This is a genomic window from Lysinibacillus canaveralius (assembly GCF_047301505.1).
Taxonomy (GTDB): Bacteria; Bacillota; Bacilli; order Bacillales_A; family Planococcaceae; genus Lysinibacillus_B.
Window position 1 is genome coordinate 2,468,874 of the sequence record NZ_CP154840.1, and the last position, 15,092, is coordinate 2,483,965.

17 protein-coding genes are annotated in these 15,092 nt (G+C 39.4%); 3 read left to right on the top strand and 14 right to left on the bottom strand.

Annotated features, from left to right (window positions below; translation table 11 throughout):
- Window positions 1-92: 92 nt before the first annotated feature.
- The 5 genes from AA0Y26_RS12515 to AA0Y26_RS12535 all read right to left on the bottom strand — a co-directional run bounded on the left by AA0Y26_RS12515 (window position 93) and on the right by AA0Y26_RS12535 (window position 5,037).
- Window positions 93-1,163 carry a mechanosensitive ion channel family protein gene (locus AA0Y26_RS12515; RefSeq protein ID WP_413362123.1) on the bottom strand — a complete coding sequence of 357 codons (1,071 nt, stop codon included), beginning with the start codon at window positions 1,161-1,163 and terminating at the stop codon, window positions 93-95.
- Between the two features lie 289 nt (window positions 1,164-1,452).
- Entirely contained in the window at window positions 1,453-1,773 is a 321-nt protein-coding gene (locus tag AA0Y26_RS12520) for a heme oxygenase (protein ID WP_413362125.1), read from the bottom strand.
- A gap of 245 nt (window positions 1,774-2,018) precedes the next feature.
- Window positions 2,019-2,909 carry a peptidylprolyl isomerase gene (locus AA0Y26_RS12525; RefSeq protein WP_413362127.1) on the bottom strand — a complete coding sequence of 297 codons (891 nt, stop codon included), beginning with the start codon at window positions 2,907-2,909 and terminating at the stop codon, window positions 2,019-2,021.
- 63 nt (window positions 2,910-2,972) lie between these two features.
- Complete coding sequence (locus tag AA0Y26_RS12530; RefSeq protein WP_413362129.1) at window positions 2,973-4,367, bottom strand: ATP-binding protein; 1,395 nt, start codon at window positions 4,365-4,367, stop codon at window positions 2,973-2,975.
- Window positions 4,360-5,037 carry a response regulator transcription factor gene (locus AA0Y26_RS12535; protein ID WP_413362131.1) on the bottom strand — a complete coding sequence of 226 codons (678 nt, stop codon included), beginning with the start codon at window positions 5,035-5,037 and terminating at the stop codon, window positions 4,360-4,362. The genes AA0Y26_RS12530 and AA0Y26_RS12535 overlap by 8 nt, the downstream gene beginning before the upstream one ends.
- Window positions 5,038-5,323: 286 nt before the next feature.
- Here AA0Y26_RS12535 and AA0Y26_RS12540 point away from each other — a divergent pair, with 286 nt between their 5' ends.
- Window positions 5,324-5,953, top strand: a complete 630-nt coding sequence (locus tag AA0Y26_RS12540; RefSeq protein WP_413362133.1) for a hypothetical protein — start codon at window positions 5,324-5,326, stop codon at window positions 5,951-5,953.
- A gap of 44 nt (window positions 5,954-5,997) precedes the next feature.
- Here the strand turns inward: AA0Y26_RS12540 and AA0Y26_RS12545 are convergent, their stop codons facing one another.
- The 3 genes from AA0Y26_RS12545 to AA0Y26_RS12555 form a co-directional block, all read right to left on the bottom strand.
- Window positions 5,998-7,032: a beta-carotene 15,15'-monooxygenase gene (locus AA0Y26_RS12545; protein WP_413362135.1), complete on the bottom strand. Its 1,035-nt coding sequence runs from the start codon at window positions 7,030-7,032 to the stop codon at window positions 5,998-6,000.
- Between the two features lie 499 nt (window positions 7,033-7,531).
- Window positions 7,532-8,002 carry a type 3 dihydrofolate reductase gene (gene folA, locus AA0Y26_RS12550; protein ID WP_413362137.1) on the bottom strand — a complete coding sequence of 157 codons (471 nt, stop codon included), beginning with the start codon at window positions 8,000-8,002 and terminating at the stop codon, window positions 7,532-7,534.
- Window positions 8,003-8,439: 437 nt separating this feature from the next.
- Window positions 8,440-8,913 carry a DinB family protein gene (locus AA0Y26_RS12555; RefSeq protein WP_413362139.1) on the bottom strand — a complete coding sequence of 158 codons (474 nt, stop codon included), beginning with the start codon at window positions 8,911-8,913 and terminating at the stop codon, window positions 8,440-8,442.
- 201 nt (window positions 8,914-9,114) lie between these two features.
- Between AA0Y26_RS12555 and AA0Y26_RS12560 the strand changes: the two genes are divergently transcribed.
- Both AA0Y26_RS12560 and AA0Y26_RS12565 read left to right on the top strand, forming a co-directional pair.
- Window positions 9,115-9,516 carry a DUF2512 family protein gene (locus tag AA0Y26_RS12560; RefSeq protein ID WP_413362141.1) on the top strand — a complete coding sequence of 134 codons (402 nt, stop codon included), beginning with the start codon at window positions 9,115-9,117 and terminating at the stop codon, window positions 9,514-9,516.
- A gap of 90 nt (window positions 9,517-9,606) precedes the next feature.
- Window positions 9,607-10,359, top strand: coding sequence for a YqjF family protein (locus AA0Y26_RS12565; protein WP_413362143.1), 753 nt, complete (start codon window positions 9,607-9,609; stop codon window positions 10,357-10,359).
- Between the two features lie 46 nt (window positions 10,360-10,405).
- On the opposite strand, the gene AA0Y26_RS12570 is transcribed toward AA0Y26_RS12565, so the two are convergent.
- The 6 genes from AA0Y26_RS12570 to AA0Y26_RS12595 form a co-directional block, all read right to left on the bottom strand.
- Window positions 10,406-10,633: a hypothetical protein gene (locus tag AA0Y26_RS12570; protein ID WP_413362145.1), complete on the bottom strand. Its 228-nt coding sequence runs from the start codon at window positions 10,631-10,633 to the stop codon at window positions 10,406-10,408.
- Between the two features lie 130 nt (window positions 10,634-10,763).
- Complete coding sequence (locus AA0Y26_RS12575; RefSeq protein ID WP_413362146.1) at window positions 10,764-12,320, bottom strand: YndJ family protein; 1,557 nt, start codon at window positions 12,318-12,320, stop codon at window positions 10,764-10,766.
- Complete coding sequence (locus AA0Y26_RS12580; protein ID WP_413362148.1) at window positions 12,289-12,900, bottom strand: DUF4166 domain-containing protein; 612 nt, start codon at window positions 12,898-12,900, stop codon at window positions 12,289-12,291. The genes AA0Y26_RS12575 and AA0Y26_RS12580 overlap by 32 nt, the downstream gene beginning before the upstream one ends.
- Window positions 12,897-13,811: a DoxX-like family protein gene (locus AA0Y26_RS12585; protein WP_413362150.1), complete on the bottom strand. Its 915-nt coding sequence runs from the start codon at window positions 13,809-13,811 to the stop codon at window positions 12,897-12,899. Before AA0Y26_RS12585 ends, AA0Y26_RS12580 begins: the two co-directional genes overlap by 4 nt.
- A 328-nt stretch (window positions 13,812-14,139) precedes the next feature.
- Window positions 14,140-14,529 (bottom strand): YybH family protein, encoded by a 390-nt coding sequence (locus tag AA0Y26_RS12590; protein ID WP_413362152.1) that lies wholly within the window; start codon window positions 14,527-14,529, stop codon window positions 14,140-14,142.
- 26 nt (window positions 14,530-14,555) lie between these two features.
- Window positions 14,556-15,074 (bottom strand): GrpB family protein, encoded by a 519-nt coding sequence (locus tag AA0Y26_RS12595; protein WP_413362154.1) that lies wholly within the window; start codon window positions 15,072-15,074, stop codon window positions 14,556-14,558.
- Window positions 15,075-15,092: the final 18 nt, after the last annotated feature.

The window sequence follows — 15,092 nt, forward strand, 5'->3', positions numbered from 1 at the left end:
GACACATCCTTTATTCTCTTCACTTTATTATATGTAGTTTAATATTCCCATTCAATATGACAAGTGTCATCCAATATAGACAACCACACACTTTACTCTTGTCTAAGCCATAATTCATTTGTTTCAGGAACCAATTCTATCGCATAATCATCAAATAAATGCTTGCACGCAAATACTATATCCTGCTTCACCGCAAGCATGACTCCCCCATCATTTGTATTCACAAAATAACGGATAAATAAACGATACGAACCCGGTCTAAAGTCGTCAATCGCCACATGAATAATATCTTTTTCTGTCTGAGGGTGCAGTGTAATTTGCTCGCGGATTTTTTCGACTAACGCTCGAAGCCTTTCCTCATCGTTTGAGGAGGAAACATAGAAATTCTGCTCACACTTGCGCTTTGTTCGTTTGCTTAAATTATAAATTGGCCGGTTCACTAAATATGCATTAGGTATATATACCAGGCCCTTATCGCCAGTCTGAATCAGTGTACTCCGAAGATTAATGTCTTCCACAATTCCATCAATTTTATTATCCTCTGTAGCAATCCAATCCCCGATTTGAAACGGTTTATCCAAGGCCACACTCATCCCGCCGAATAAATGCCCTAAAGTATCACGGACACCGAATGCAATGGCTACCCCTGTAAGACCGATCCCTGTTAGAAAGCCATTAAGATTAAAATCCCATAGAGATGCAATTGAAAACATTGCTATTACCATGATGAGCACTTTACTGATACGAAGAAAGAACGGTGTTAATAAATCCTGATCCTTTCCCGTATGTACGCGCTCGGGATTTTTCAAATAGAATGTCAGCACATCATAAATTCCTTTGAAAGCATAGTAAAACATGATCGATAAAAAGAAGTTTTTCGTCGATCGATGAGTAAACAGCCATGTTTCGATAAGCACAGACAAGCTTAAAATTATGAGCACCGCCATAAAAGCATGCCGAATTGCTTTATTGAATTGTTCAACGATATCAGCGATTACCGGGCTTCCTTTTGCTCGAATAAAACGGCCGAAAAACGAAATACCCGGCTTTAGAATATATCTTTGGACAAGGAAGCCTGCAATGATAATAACAACTGCAATGACTCCATCCATCCATGTCGGCGGCTCAATATTTGGCAGCAGCCATCGGAATGATTCCCACATTAAATTCACCTACTCCAACTAGAATGCGTTAGAATCATAGCATGGCGGCACTGGTTTTCACAATTAATCACAATCAAAAAGTCCCAAACATTGCATTCGTTTGAGACTAAATTTGTCACTTTTATATTTGCTGTCTTAGTTTTCGGCAACCCTTAAGTAATTATCTGGCCATTGAACCGAAACTTTTCTCTTCCTATTTTTGCACATCCATTTTATGGTATACCTAACTAACAACCTGGTTGTAAGCATAAAAAGTGGACAGCAAATTATGCTATCCACCTGCCGTTACCTATTTTGAGATTTCTGCTGCTACTTTAGCGACAATGATTTGACTTCTAATCATCGGAGAATCTGAATCAGCTTCTCCACCTTCTGGACGCTTATGAGCCTGTTTAAATGCATCTGAAGATCTCCATGCTTCAAATGATTGTTCGTTGTCCCAATACATGACAACATTCATTTCATCATACTCTTCAAATTGTGTTGAGACTAATACTTCTACACGATGGAAGCCTTCAAACGTTTGCAATGGACCTGGTTTCGCGAACATCGGTGCCATTTTTTCTCCCATTCCCTTTTTCACATGGATTCTGTTTGTTACTGTAATCATAGTAAACTCGTCTCCTTATTAAAAAATCAAACACTTTTAACGAGAATGATTATCATTCAATTTCATTAAATCACATTTGTTACACTAGTGCAACTATTAGCTTCTATAAATTTCCTCTATCCAAAGCTTCTCCTTTTACAGAATTGAAGCAAAAAGTTGAATCAAAAGTACATTATGCCCTCATTATAAAAGGGCACGTCCATTATAAATGACGCGCCCTTTCGTAGAAATATCATCTGATAACTTTATTTCTCAAACAAAGAAGTTTTGATATCATATTCTTCCATCTTTTCTTCAACCCATGCCGAATATTGTTCATTTACACGCTCTTCAACCAGCTTCTCACGTGCTTCCTCTTTTGAGGATTCAAAATCAGCTTCCACAGCTTCCTTTTTATCCGTTACTTTAATGATATGATAACCATGTTCCGTCTTCACAGGTGTTTTGCTCACTTCGCCAACTTCCATAGCAAACGCAGCCTTTTCGAACTCTTCTACCATTTGGCCGCTGCTAAAGTATCCTAACTCGCCGCCATTTTCAGCGCTTGCAGTGTCCGTTGAGTAATCATGCGCAAGTTCAGCAAAATCCTCTCCAGCATTCAACTTCTCAAGAACTTCATTTGCAGTTGCTTCATCTTCTACTAGGATATGGCTTGCCTCAACCTGTGCTTCTGTATTAAAGCTTTCTTTATTCTCCTCAAAGTAAGCTTTTACATCTTCCTCTGTAATGCCGATATAATCTTCCATTACTTTTAACGTTAACAAATAGTTTTCAATATCTTTCTCAATATCCTCTTTTGTCATGTTAAATTCTTCGAGGCCTTTCAAAAGAGCATCTTCTCCGCCATAGGATTGTGTGTATGTTTTGTATTCTTCTTCTATTTCTTTATCCGATACTTTAATATCTAGCTTTTTTGCTTCCAACTCAACGATTTTATTCGTAACGAGTGAATCTAGTGCAGTTGTTCCATATTGGCTTTGTAATAGTTTATTTAATTCCCCTTCAGTAATCTTTTCGTCATTAACAGTCGCTACAGTGCGAGAATCTCCTCCATCAGAACATCCGACTAAAAATGCCGATAAAGCAATTGGTGCAGCCACCATTTTTAATATTTTTTTGAAACGCTTCTGATCCATTTTCATTTCCTCCAGCAATTGTATTTCCCTTATATTGTACCAATTTAATGTGTCAGGCATACGTCAAACTATTTTTGGGACTGTTAAACGAAATGTAGTTCCCTTCTCTGAGCTTTCTAATAGCGATAACTCTCCACCGATAGACTGTGCCATCATTTTACTTAACGCCAATCCAAGCCCGAGCCCGCGCACTTTATACTTCTTTTGGTCCCCACGATAAAATCGTTCAAATATAAAAGGTTGTTCTTCGTCAGGAATACCGCAGCCGAGATCTTTCACATCAACTGCGACTTCCTTGCCGATAAAGTGTAATGATACACAGATTGTCCCACTTCCGTCCATTGCCTGCTCCGCATTCGTAAGCAAGTTGACTAAAATCTGCTGAACACGGACATGATCTACGGATACATTTGCTCTACTTTGAAGTGCCTGTATGTGCAGGTCAATTTGTGGATGAGTTGCACTCCATGTACGGATAATCTCCTCCACCATTTCATTCACCTCATACACATCAATTTTCACAGGCACTGCATCTACAGCAAATGAATTAAAGAAAAGGAGATCCCCTACCATTGTCTTCATTTTTGTCGTTTCATCATAAGCCATTTTAATAAAGTCCTTTGCCTCATCTCCGGTTACGATATCATCCCTAACTGCCTGCAGAAGACCGCTAATGGAAGTAACAGGAGTCTTTAATTCATGCGTAACACCTGCCAGCAGCTCGGTACGCGTCTTCTCTAGCTGTTCAAGTCGAACAACCATTTCTTTAAATGAAGTTATAAGCTCATCAACTTCCTTCTCCTTTATCTCCTCAGGCAGGGAAATTTGATAAACACCGCTTTCCACTAACTTAGCAGCTGCAGCCACTTCAAGTATCGGCTTTGATAGTCTTTTAGACAGCGTATAGATAGCTCCCCACCCCAGCAAACCGATAATAAGAATGACAAGTGCCAGCAGACCGAACTCCTGGTTTACTTCAGTCAGTTTATCATTGGCTTCCACAGCAAAAACGTATCCAACGATCTCATCATCAATTATTACACTACGTTTGACGATTGTATAAAGCTTACCCTCATTTTTCATCCGTTGGACAGTGTTTTCATCTTCAATCACTTCGTTAAAGTCAAACGAAAGTCCAGGAGGAAAGGGCCGGTTTGTCGTAACAACTTCCCCTGTCATATCAGTTATATATACAATTGGATTAATTTCCCTCATGAAACCATCTTCATGCCGGTCGATATATGGGTCAACCTGTTCCGGACCTACACCAGCCGCAATATTTGTTATACGACTAACCATTTCCTCCGCTATTAACTCCATCATTTCTACTCTGTGTTCCGTTGTTGTATGGCGAATCCAAATGGCTGAAAGGATGAATAGAATAATAAGCCCGATAGCCAAGGTTAAAACATAATTCCTTGTCCAATACGTCAGCATAGATATTTTCTTCTTATTCATAGACATGGAATTGATACCCTACCCCGCGTAATGTTCGGATTTCCCCTTCATTTTCTGACCATCCGGCAAGTGCCTTTCGGAGTCGCTTTATGGCTAAATCTACTGCACGATCACTACCTTCATAATCCCATCCCCAAATATGTTCGATCAATTGATCACGTGTAAATGTCCGATTTGGATTCTCAGCCAAAAACAGAAGCACAGACAAGTCTCGCGGCGTCAAATCCACTTCCTCCCCATGCAGAAGCACAAGATGCCCATTAAAATCGATCTCAAGGGAACCGAATTTTTGCCTTGTAGAAGCCTGAGGGACACTTCTTCTAAGTACTGCCTTGATACGAGCGATTACTTCATCGGCGATAAATGGCTTTACAATATAATCATCTGCTCCTCCATCAAACCCACCAAGTCGGTATTCTACATCCCCTAATGCTGTCAACATTATGATTGGACAGCGGCTGATCGTGCGTATCTCCTTAAGGATTGTCCAGCCGTCTTTTCCTGGCAGCATAACGTCCAGCAGAACAAGATCCGGCTCGTGCAGTTTGAACATTTCTACTGCTTCATCACCTGTAAAGCACTGCACTGCTTGAAATTGCTCTTTAACTATATATGCTTTTAACACCTGGCTAATAGCAAATTCATCTTCTACAATTAATATTTTCGTCATTATGCCCACACCTTCAGCTTTCTTTTGTTCAGTATAACATTTGAATATGTCCAACATATGTCAATGGACTATAGCTTTCGCTCCTTGTCAGTTATCATTCCAACATGCATTTGTTTTACCTGATAATGTAAGCATTGTGTGCAAGAAAGTTTATTTTCGTTACAAATAGACTGCTTTAATCCATTTATAAAAAAACATCCTTTGCTCTTAATAATGTTTGGATAATCAATACATATGAAAGTATAATAATGCTAGGAAACTTTAAGGCTATAAAGGAGCTGATCGGATGGCAATGAACATTTCAAATATCCTATCCACCTACGGAAGTAACACTCTGACTACGACTGCTGCTACTCAACAGAATGTGTCTAATACGAATTTCTCGAACTTTCTTTCAAATGCATTGTCAGGAACAGGCAGCAGCATGCAATCAAATGAAGATATTCTATTATCCGCTCTATCATCTTCTTCCAATGCCAATTTAGTACAGTCTTTACTATCTGGTAATTCCTCTATGAACTTGTTTACAGAGTCTCTGACGAATACGGCGGACAGTGCAGGAACGGGATTTTCCTCTCCTATAGATTTTGGGAATTCATCAACGATAGACCAGCAAATTCCAGGGACTGGCTATTTCAGCGACATGCTGACTAATTCTCTCCAGTCCCAGGTGACGAGCATGATGACAAATGCCAAGATGCAGCTGGAAAATAATTTGAATATGTATATTGAAAAGACGCAAGGCAGCTCATCGTTTGGTGTACAGGAAACAATTGGCCGTATGCAAAATAATATCTCAACCTTCGACAGCTTTATTGCTGAACGTAAAACGGAAAACAGCTTGCTTGATGCACTGAATGCCAACAGCAGCTTAACTCAATACTTAGTCAATAAAAATAGAACTTCTGCACTTTAAAAGGAAAATCCCTGGGATCCGTATATACAGTTCCCGGGGATTTATTATTTCGTCAACATGCCTCGATGAAGTGCCATTTTCAATTCTGCAGGCTGGTCACATCGGATCGCTACTTTTGTATATTGTTTTTCGATTCCCATTAGTAACGTTGCTTTAACGGGTCGCTTTAATAGAAGAATCATCTGCGGTTTTGCATCTTCAAATTCACGAGCTATAAAGCTTAGAGTGTCTTTTTGTATTTTTTTCTCCAACTCTTCAGGTTCTTCAACGATCATTTCGATTTCCTCATAAGAAACTCTTATCCGTTTCGTTATCCCGAATGAGATATACATTGCATTCTCTGTTAAATGAATTGGATTCAAACGTACCGCGTTCATCTCCGCTAAAAAGTAAAAAACAGAATATACGTTCAGTACAAGAAGCACAATTGACAGAATCATTGATTTTTCATGAAGCCACCAGTGAAAGCCTAATGTTTCGATGATGATAGCATGAATAATCATTAACATAAAAGCCATATAGCTAGATTTTTTGTGAAGCGTAATCCCTTCTGGTGCCTTCTTTCTCCAAGCAAATATAGCATAATAGAACATAAATAATTCTGAGCAAAGCACTTGAACAATGGGATTCTTTTTTACATATTGATTAACCGCTTCCGGGAAAGCGAAGCTAGTCGGAAGTGTGCTCTCCTTCACCGAAGACAAAATTTTCGGCAAATATCTCACAAATGTGACAATCAACATTAGTTCAAAAGCGATAATTATTACTTCTATTGCAATCCCTGCCCAAGTGACTGCCATAAACGGCTTCAGCATAGCATGTGGGATCAAAATCCTCGCTAAAATACATCCAGTTGCAGCAGTTAAAATAGCTGTTTTAATCGAAAACTTACGCTGGGAGAGCATAAACAGAATGGGTAAGACGATAATTAAATCCAGTAAAGACCCAAATACGACACCCTTCGTTTCGGCAGGCAGCATGCTTGTACCTAGCTGTGTATTATAGAGCACGATGTTGCTTAGCAGTACCATAAGCAGCAGGGAAATCCATATTGGCCTCCCTTTCTCAATTACTATCATAGCTTCCCCCCCAATTCAATTTCGAAAATTTTTCAAGAGCCTTCGAGTGGCTATTTACCATATACATGCTGATTCATTTCTTGCTCAAACTTCTATATTTCTGGAAAGATGTTGCCTCGTTTTCCGTATAACTTCTTCGAATACCCTCGAGATTAATATGTCTGCGAATTTATCCTTTTTGTTCCGAATTTGATACGAACTTGCTGCCTGTAACCGCCATTACTCCGATTTTTCCAGCTAAAGGTTGGGCGCAGGCAGCATCTGCTTCAACAGCTCAAGCAGCAAAATCTTCTTTGCTGTACCCTTATCGTCTACCTATTTCGTATTTACCTGCAAGTTAAACAGCTAGGGAATTCTCCAATATAATGATTTGCTCACTATAGGTCTTTCACAGTTTTGTTAACCACACTAAATAGTATTACTACCTTAACTATACCTCGAACAGGTATTTCTTTCCATAATAAAAAATGCGAAATCATATCGATTTCGCATAATTGTGTCATTTTTCGTAAATACAATAGCGGAATGTATAGCCCTCTGGTGCCGTAACTGGTTCCTGACAGCTTACTTGGCGCCACCCTGTATATTCAGGAAAATACGTATCACCCTGGAATTCGTGATCGATTTCTGTAATGTACAACCGATCAGCTATAGCCAGGCTTTCTTTAAAAATTTGTTCTCCGCCGATGATCATAATCTCCTCGACATCTCCCGCAATTCTAATTGCCTCTTCCAAGCTTGTCACCGTTTCAATATCATTCGCTCTGTATCCTGGATTACGTGTAACGACAATATTTCGGCGTCCTGGTAACGGACGGCCAATCGATTCGAACGTTTTTCGTCCCATAATCATCGGCTTATGCATCGTTACTTCCTTAAAGTACTGCAGATCCCCAGGTAAATGCCACGGCAGCTTGTTATTCAACCCGATTACACGATTTTTATCATGTGCTACAATTAATGAAATCATCAGCAAACCTCCTTAATACCGTACTGTCGGCATGTCTTCATTCATTGCTTCAGTACTTAGTTTGTTATAGCCTTGCAGTTATCTACAACTTTGAAATAGCTTTAAACCAAAGAGCATCATTCCTTCTACTGTATAGACAACTTCCTCTTTACTTAAACCTTTCCCGTCAGCAATCCTATCCAATCTTTTTTGTTTGGTACTGTTTTATTGTGTTACATTTACCGATATTCTTGCATTAACATGCACTTAAAGCAACTTAAAAATGATTGATGAATGCTATTAGTTTATCACGATTGGCTAACTACAGCTGGAAAAACGACAAGAATCATCAATAAATGTACGTATTTAACTGGCAGTGAACAAAAATTTTAGCTATTGAATTTTTCGAATAGAAACCCCGATATATTATTGCTTTATAAAGCGAAGCAATCCATGAATTATCTATCACTATATCTCCTGAGTGCTTCACTTATTTCCTCAAAGTGCCGATGATCATGGTCCAGCAACCCTTTAAAATAATCAGAAAGTGTCATTCTATTTTTCATTTGAGGAAGCTCCTGCTGCCAATGTTCATTAGGAACTTTCTTAATCGCTGCTATCAATTTTGTACGGGCAGCTATAAATGAATCAATTAACTCTTTCTTTGTTTTTACTCTGCTTTTTTCATTTGCCAATTTATTTACCTCTTCGACAGTCGGACTTACAGGAAAAGCAACTTCTGCAAAAAAAGAAGGCAGGCGCTGCTCCATTACGAATATATCCCATGGAATCAAATGTCCAATCACCTCCGCTATAGTCCATTTACCTGATGCCAGTGGCATTCTCCATTGTTTTTCGGATAGCTCTTCCAATTCCTTTACCCAATTAAGTGTTTGTTCGTATGCTTCTACAGTGTGTTGTTTTTGCTCCATCTATTCACCCCTTCTTCTATAAAAATCGTTATCATGTTTATATGGACTATTATAATTGGTACAGAAAAAATATATTTCAAAGACTTGTTGATTCCACTAGGAATTTCCTCCCTTTTTATTGAGTGTATGAGAGTAAACAGGTTTATCTTCTTGTTAATCGGCAATTGTGAGAGTAAGAAACAGACAAAGGAGGATTCAATTATGCAGCATGTAAAGGCTTTAGCAATCAAATTTGTCATGATTTTGGCTGTACTGACGTTTATCCACACAGTCATTTTTGGAGGTTCGTTTACTAATACGCTCATCATTAGTGTGGTATTAACATTAGCAGCCTATCTATTAGGAGATTTAGTTATTTTCCGAAAAGCTGGCGATGATACCAACCGAAACAACGATCACTACAAGCGTAATATTATCGGTACTGGAAGTGACCTAGTCGTAGCATTTTTCATTATCTGGTTATTAGGAGAACTGCTTTTTACAGATGACATGAATATTGTCGGTGCTGCAGTCATCTCTACGCTAGTAATCGGTTTCGGTGAATGGGTTTTCCACATTTATTTAGACAAAAATGTATTCCCGGAAAAAACAGAACATTATTAATCACTATTTCTCTCTTAAAAAGACTTTCCACCCAGGATTTCATATCTTGGGTGGGATTCTATTCATTAAATAAAAAAAGAGGTGTACACCATGGAGCAGAGAACAACACCACATAATGACCATAAGGAAAACAGCTGGCTAATGACCCAAGATTGGGAAAATGTATTATTTCTACACTGGCCTGTTTCAAAGGAAGAACTGAGAAAGCATGTACCTGACGAACTTGAGTTAGATTTATATGATGATAGTGCCTGGATCAGCCTTGTGCTGTTTACGGTCGGAGAGTCTAGACCCCGTCTGATGCCTCCCATTTCCCCAGCAGGCAATTTTCCTGAAATAAATGTCCGGACCTATGTGAAGCATGGCAAGAAGCCTGGTATTTACTTTTTTACGCTTGACGCAAACAGTGACTTTGTCGTTTCCATTACAACTCTCGGTGATTTCCTTCCTTATAAAAAAGCTGAAATAGATTATATTGAGGAAAATGGAAGGTTTGCCTTTTCCAGCCGGCGGACTGAAGAGAACGAAGCACCTGATTCATTCACTATCGGTTTTAAGCCGCTTCTCGACAAAATGAAAGAAAAACAAGATCTTGATAGGTTCCTTACCGATCGATTTACGTTTTGGCGCAAACCAAAAAACACCTTGTATCGTATGGATATAACACATCCTGAATGGGATTTGTATCCCGTTGAATTTCAAATTCAACATAATACAATGGCTTCCTTTATTGATTTTCCACAAGATGAAAAGTATCCGCTTGTTCATTACTCACCTTTTATGAAAACAAAATATTTCCCTCCAATCCCTGTAGAACTTGGCGGAGAAAAACTAAAAGATTAGACTTAAAAAGGGAAAACGCGTTTTGATAAACCGTTTTCCCTCTTTTCTATTCATTTCTTCTAACTCTATGCTTTAAAACCCGCTTTTTCCTTTTTATAATCCAAACTATCCATAATAGCAGCACATTATATAGCGTGAATCCGATGACAGAAAGTACTGCCTCCTCTGTTAAACTAATCGGTGGGTTGCCGCTGTGCATATTACTATGCCATTCTTCTTCCTTATAGCTCGCCCAAATGACAATGATTGAAAATAAATACAATGCAACTGCCAAAAAATTTCCGGTTATGCATACATACGTTTTTTTCGTGCTTATTGTAATTAAGAACAGAAATAAGCCGCTATAAATAATGATTGGAACCCCTATTGTTGAAATGATAACCATCTCACCTTTCTAATGAGCGTTATTTGTTTTCATGGAAGATGGAGTAATCAATATGAAGAAACGGCAGGCCAAATATCGTCATATCATGTGTTGCCTTCAATTCCCCACTCTTTTTTTGAATAATGAAATGCTCTTGAAGCGGGAGTTTCATTATATAGCGACCGACTGCTAGATAAATTCCCTCATCTTGATGCCCGATGCTTGTCAAATGCAGCTGCCTGTTCCTTTCTTCAAGAGACAAGATACCTACCATAGTAGAAAACGGAAGCGGCAGCGCAATATTCATATAAGTCCTATCTTGTGCGATGTGCTTAGAATAAACAGCTACAAAAACCGTTTCACCTTCGATTTTCCTCCTCCAAACTCGAGGGTTTATTCGTCCGTCCAAAACGTGATCTACTTTCCTGATAGTTCCTGTCATTTCATTGACGTTTGATGAGAAAGGCAAGTTCAATTGACCAACCTGCCGGCTCACAAATTGGTAGATAAAGGCGAAAGGCTTAAACCATGCCAGCCATCTAACAGAAGCAAACAAGCGGTATTCCTCTGTTTGTTCATAAAAATGCTGAATGCTTACCGGCAGATTCTCTATATTTGTATACTCCGCTAAATTATCAACTAGTCCCGGATGTGGTTCTCCCTCTTCCTTTAACGAACCACGGATCTTGCTGACGGGAAAATTATAATCAGCATGCTGACTTTCCGGCACTCGAACGGCCCATCCTATAATTGTAAACGTACCAAAGAAAATACAGTTGAACATTCCATGAAACGTAAGCATATCAGGAATACCGACGAGGATATTGCCGGTGAAGTTTCCAAACGCGTACAGTAATGACCATAAAATAGTGAAACATACCGTCCCTATTGATAGACGAATAAGGATGCCTTGCAACATGGGGAGCGAAGTCCGGCACGTCATTAGAAATAATCCATAAATCGCAATGACATACAACACGACGGAAATCAGTTCGATAGTAGTTGAGAAGGTGATGCCAAGTGCTACCAAGATAGGTCCTGAAGCAATGATCCATGCGACAGGGGTATATCCCTTTCCTTTATACAGGCGACCAAAAAGACCTAACGATATGCAAAGCATAAAAGCTGAATAATGGAAATGAATCGCCGTCAGCCACGTAATGATTGGCGAAAAACCAGTATTAATACCTGTAATATAAGCAAAGTACCAGATACCGCCGACTGCTAGATAAACGAGACCTATATCGATGATTATTTCTGCTGTATTTGTAAAACCCCGGCGTATAAAACGACCGATCCCTTTTTTCGCTATGATAATAGTAGATAGTAAATAGATGGCTGTACTAAACACGGCAACTTCCTTTTGAATATCAAAGGTTAAAAGCGCTGCTGCTGCCATCCCAAGGCTGATGAGAATTTGTTCCCAACGTTTCAGATTTACAACCATTTGTACCATAACCGGGATAAATATTAGCTGGGCAACCGTTAAATAATACAAATAGCTTTGCTGTTCGGCTAAAATCAATGCCCCACTGAAAAGAAAGAGGCCTAGAAGAGTTAATGGATTAACAATCAACTTCTTTAAACTCACCTGCATACATCATAACCCTCCCAAAAACGGCATGATAAATTGAGACATGAATGGTAAATACCTCCTTCATATCATCATACCCCTCCTCCACGACAACACGTCCTTCCATAAAAGAAGGCATTGGAATTTCCAGTAACCCAAGCACTAGTTTTTGTGGTCCTGAACGAATAAGAAGATGGCCCGATGCTGTGACATCAAAAAGGAGGTCCGAATAAAAAAATGAAGGATCTCCAAGGTAATCCCTTACAACATTTCCATCCTGATCGACCGTCATTTTGGCATTAAAATAACGGGTTGCCTCTTGAAAGCGAAACACCCGCTCCCAATAGACTTCTGCCTCTCCTGCTTTATTAATATGAGCTGTATTTGTAATATGAAATGGGATGGTTTGTCCGCTTTCTGGAAATAAAAAGTTAAATTTTGCTGCAAGACGGTAAAAAGGCTGCAGCAGCTTTGTACCGTTTGCTACTGTCTGCATGACACCCTTTGCATGGAACGGTCTGCCCATCGGAATCGAATACCGCTCCTGCAAACGCGGGTGAAGCTTCGAAAATTTCTTGCCCAGTAATGTTTGATAAATCGTCATGCTGCCTGCCCCTTCTTTCGTATACAGCTTTTTGCTGTCGGAACATGATCAGAAAGCAAGTAACCGACGATGGAAAGAACCCAAAGTGCCAAGTTGAAGGTAATGACATTAAATGGTGAAATCACAGCCTCCCCATCTGCCGCTATCGCTGTTACCGTAAGCAAGGGAAATACGACTATTTGGAGTAAGAAAAAATTCTTCCTCCAGCCCTGCAGCAGCCAAGCCACACCAAAAAGCACCTCAGCTATACCTATACCTAGGACAAATCGGCCAGCTGCACCTTCCGATAAACCGCTCAGCGCCATAAGCATCTCAATTTCCTGCGGGTGACCGACCCAGATTTTTGGCACCAGTCCTTGATAAAACCATACGATAAAGAAAATCATAGATATAATTGTATAGGAAAAGAACCTGCGATACTGCATTGCCGGCGGTTCTCCGGTTTCAATCCACCGCTTCAATACATCAAAGCTGAGAGCTGTAGCCCATCCCATCATTGGTTTAAAAATCAAATCTACAAATTTCCCAAACATTCCAAAGCGGACTTCATAATCATATTGTGTCAAAAACGTTACTCCATCCTTATGAGGGAGGTACTGCCAATAGCCTTTCCCTTCCGCTATGGGCGAAATGAGCTGTTCAGTCCCAAAATGAAGAGATGAAGTTTTTATGCCACTTTTCTTCTCATGCGTGCCCTTGCTGACTCCCCAGCCGCTGATGCTTATACCTGGTACCACGTTTGTTGTATATGTGAACGTCTGCGGTTCCTCATCAGACTCTTTTTCATTATAAGTAATAGAGGAAAAGCGTAAATCCCACTGCTCATGAAGCTGTGGCTGCTGTGTACACTTCCATATTGTTTCAATATCCGTGTCCATTTCGATTTCGACATATATTGGTGTTTTTTTCACTATCCGCCCCCCTTACTTTCTATATTACCTGATTCTTCCGGAGATTTTTACTATTATTTAGTATTTTATTAATTACTTGGATACTTTTATATAAAGTAAGATAAATAAATTAGTAGACAGGAAATCAGTAATCTATAAGAAAATATAGTTAGGGAGCCCCAATCCAGGAAGTCCTAAATTATGCGCACGAAGTAGTGAGATAAATTTAGAAATCTTGTTTTATAAGAGAACAAACAATTTGAAAAAAGAGCTCAGATAATATTCACTATTCACCAATACGCCTTTTACTACATCCCCATCTTCTCCATTTACTGCCCGCCCACCTTTTTTATGTGTTCGATTTATCCGCAGCAACAGGCCCGTCACTCAAATGCTCATGAATTAGCTTCCACTTTCCATCATCCTTTTTAAATACATTTGTCGCCCTGCCTTTTCCCGATACGGGGCTGCCCTTGAAGTAGCCTGTGTATGTATACTGGTAAATACATGTTGCCGTGTTTTCTTCTACTACGAGCCAATGGATGTCCTGTGCATTATAAATTTCATCCTGGATGGTGTGCCATGCGTTTTCGAAATAGGCACGAATCTCGTTAATTGACGTACAAGTTTTGTCACTAAACCAGTAGACAGCATCCGGGTGGAGAAGTTGTTTAACATTGTCAAATCGGTGAGTATTGGTTGCTTCAATATAGTTTTCTAAAGCTTTTCTATATGTCATAATTTCTCCTCTCTCCTCAATAAATTTCATTCTTCTAGAAGCTTACTATACCAATCGAGTGCCCGTCTCTCCATCTCAGATACAAATGCCTTCTTAGCCGCACTGTACTCTGTCGTGGAATCATACTTCTTTTCAAGCGTTTTTTTGAAATTACTGTATTTTTCTGCTTCTTCTCGATGAGCAATCAAATAATCTCGAAAGATTACATGACGATCAATATGAGGGTTACCATCCTGATAGACATGTAAATGGTGAGTACGTTCGTCCCCGCCCTTTCGAAACAGCCTTCTTCCGGCTATTCCCCATTCCCCTGCGGCCTCATATCCAAGAAAACGCAACCGATCATTATAACAATCAATTTTTTTAATATCTTCTACTATGCAAATTATATCGATAACAGGCTTTGCCAGCATTCCCGGTACTGCTGTACTGCCAAAATGCTCGAATTTGATAATATCCTCAGCAAATAACTTTTGCAGAAGCTGTACCTCATGTTCATACATTGTTCTCCAAATCATCTGGTATTCTGACAGCCTTATTTTCATTACTATCCTCTCCTTTTG

Excerpts from the sequence above, each read along its gene's own strand:
- AA0Y26_RS12515 (WP_413362123.1), bottom strand. The coding sequence starts at position 1,163 with ATGTGGGAATCATTCCGATGGCTGCTGCCAAATATTGAGCCGCCGACA.
- AA0Y26_RS12520 (WP_413362125.1), bottom strand. The coding sequence starts at position 1,773 with ATGATTACAGTAACAAACAGAATCCATGTGAAAAAGGGAATGGGAGAA.
- AA0Y26_RS12525 (WP_413362127.1), bottom strand. The coding sequence starts at position 2,909 with ATGGATCAGAAGCGTTTCAAAAAAATATTAAAAATGGTGGCTGCACCA.
- AA0Y26_RS12530 (WP_413362129.1), bottom strand. The coding sequence starts at position 4,367 with ATGAATAAGAAGAAAATATCTATGCTGACGTATTGGACAAGGAATTAT.
- AA0Y26_RS12535 (WP_413362131.1), bottom strand. The coding sequence starts at position 5,037 with ATGACGAAAATATTAATTGTAGAAGATGAATTTGCTATTAGCCAGGTG.
- AA0Y26_RS12540 (WP_413362133.1), top strand. The coding sequence starts at position 5,324 with ATGGCAATGAACATTTCAAATATCCTATCCACCTACGGAAGTAACACT.
- AA0Y26_RS12545 (WP_413362135.1), bottom strand. The coding sequence starts at position 7,032 with ATGATAGTAATTGAGAAAGGGAGGCCAATATGGATTTCCCTGCTGCTT.
- folA (WP_413362137.1), bottom strand. The coding sequence starts at position 8,002 with ATGATTTCATTAATTGTAGCACATGATAAAAATCGTGTAATCGGGTTG.
- AA0Y26_RS12555 (WP_413362139.1), bottom strand. The coding sequence starts at position 8,913 with ATGGAGCAAAAACAACACACTGTAGAAGCATACGAACAAACACTTAAT.
- AA0Y26_RS12560 (WP_413362141.1), top strand. The coding sequence starts at position 9,115 with ATGCAGCATGTAAAGGCTTTAGCAATCAAATTTGTCATGATTTTGGCT.
- AA0Y26_RS12565 (WP_413362143.1), top strand. The coding sequence starts at position 9,607 with ATGGAGCAGAGAACAACACCACATAATGACCATAAGGAAAACAGCTGG.
- AA0Y26_RS12575 (WP_413362146.1), bottom strand. The coding sequence starts at position 12,320 with ATGCAGGTGAGTTTAAAGAAGTTGATTGTTAATCCATTAACTCTTCTA.
- AA0Y26_RS12580 (WP_413362148.1), bottom strand. The coding sequence starts at position 12,900 with ATGACGATTTATCAAACATTACTGGGCAAGAAATTTTCGAAGCTTCAC.
- AA0Y26_RS12590 (WP_413362152.1), bottom strand. The coding sequence starts at position 14,529 with ATGACATATAGAAAAGCTTTAGAAAACTATATTGAAGCAACCAATACT.
- AA0Y26_RS12595 (WP_413362154.1), bottom strand. The coding sequence starts at position 15,074 with ATGAAAATAAGGCTGTCAGAATACCAGATGATTTGGAGAACAATGTAT.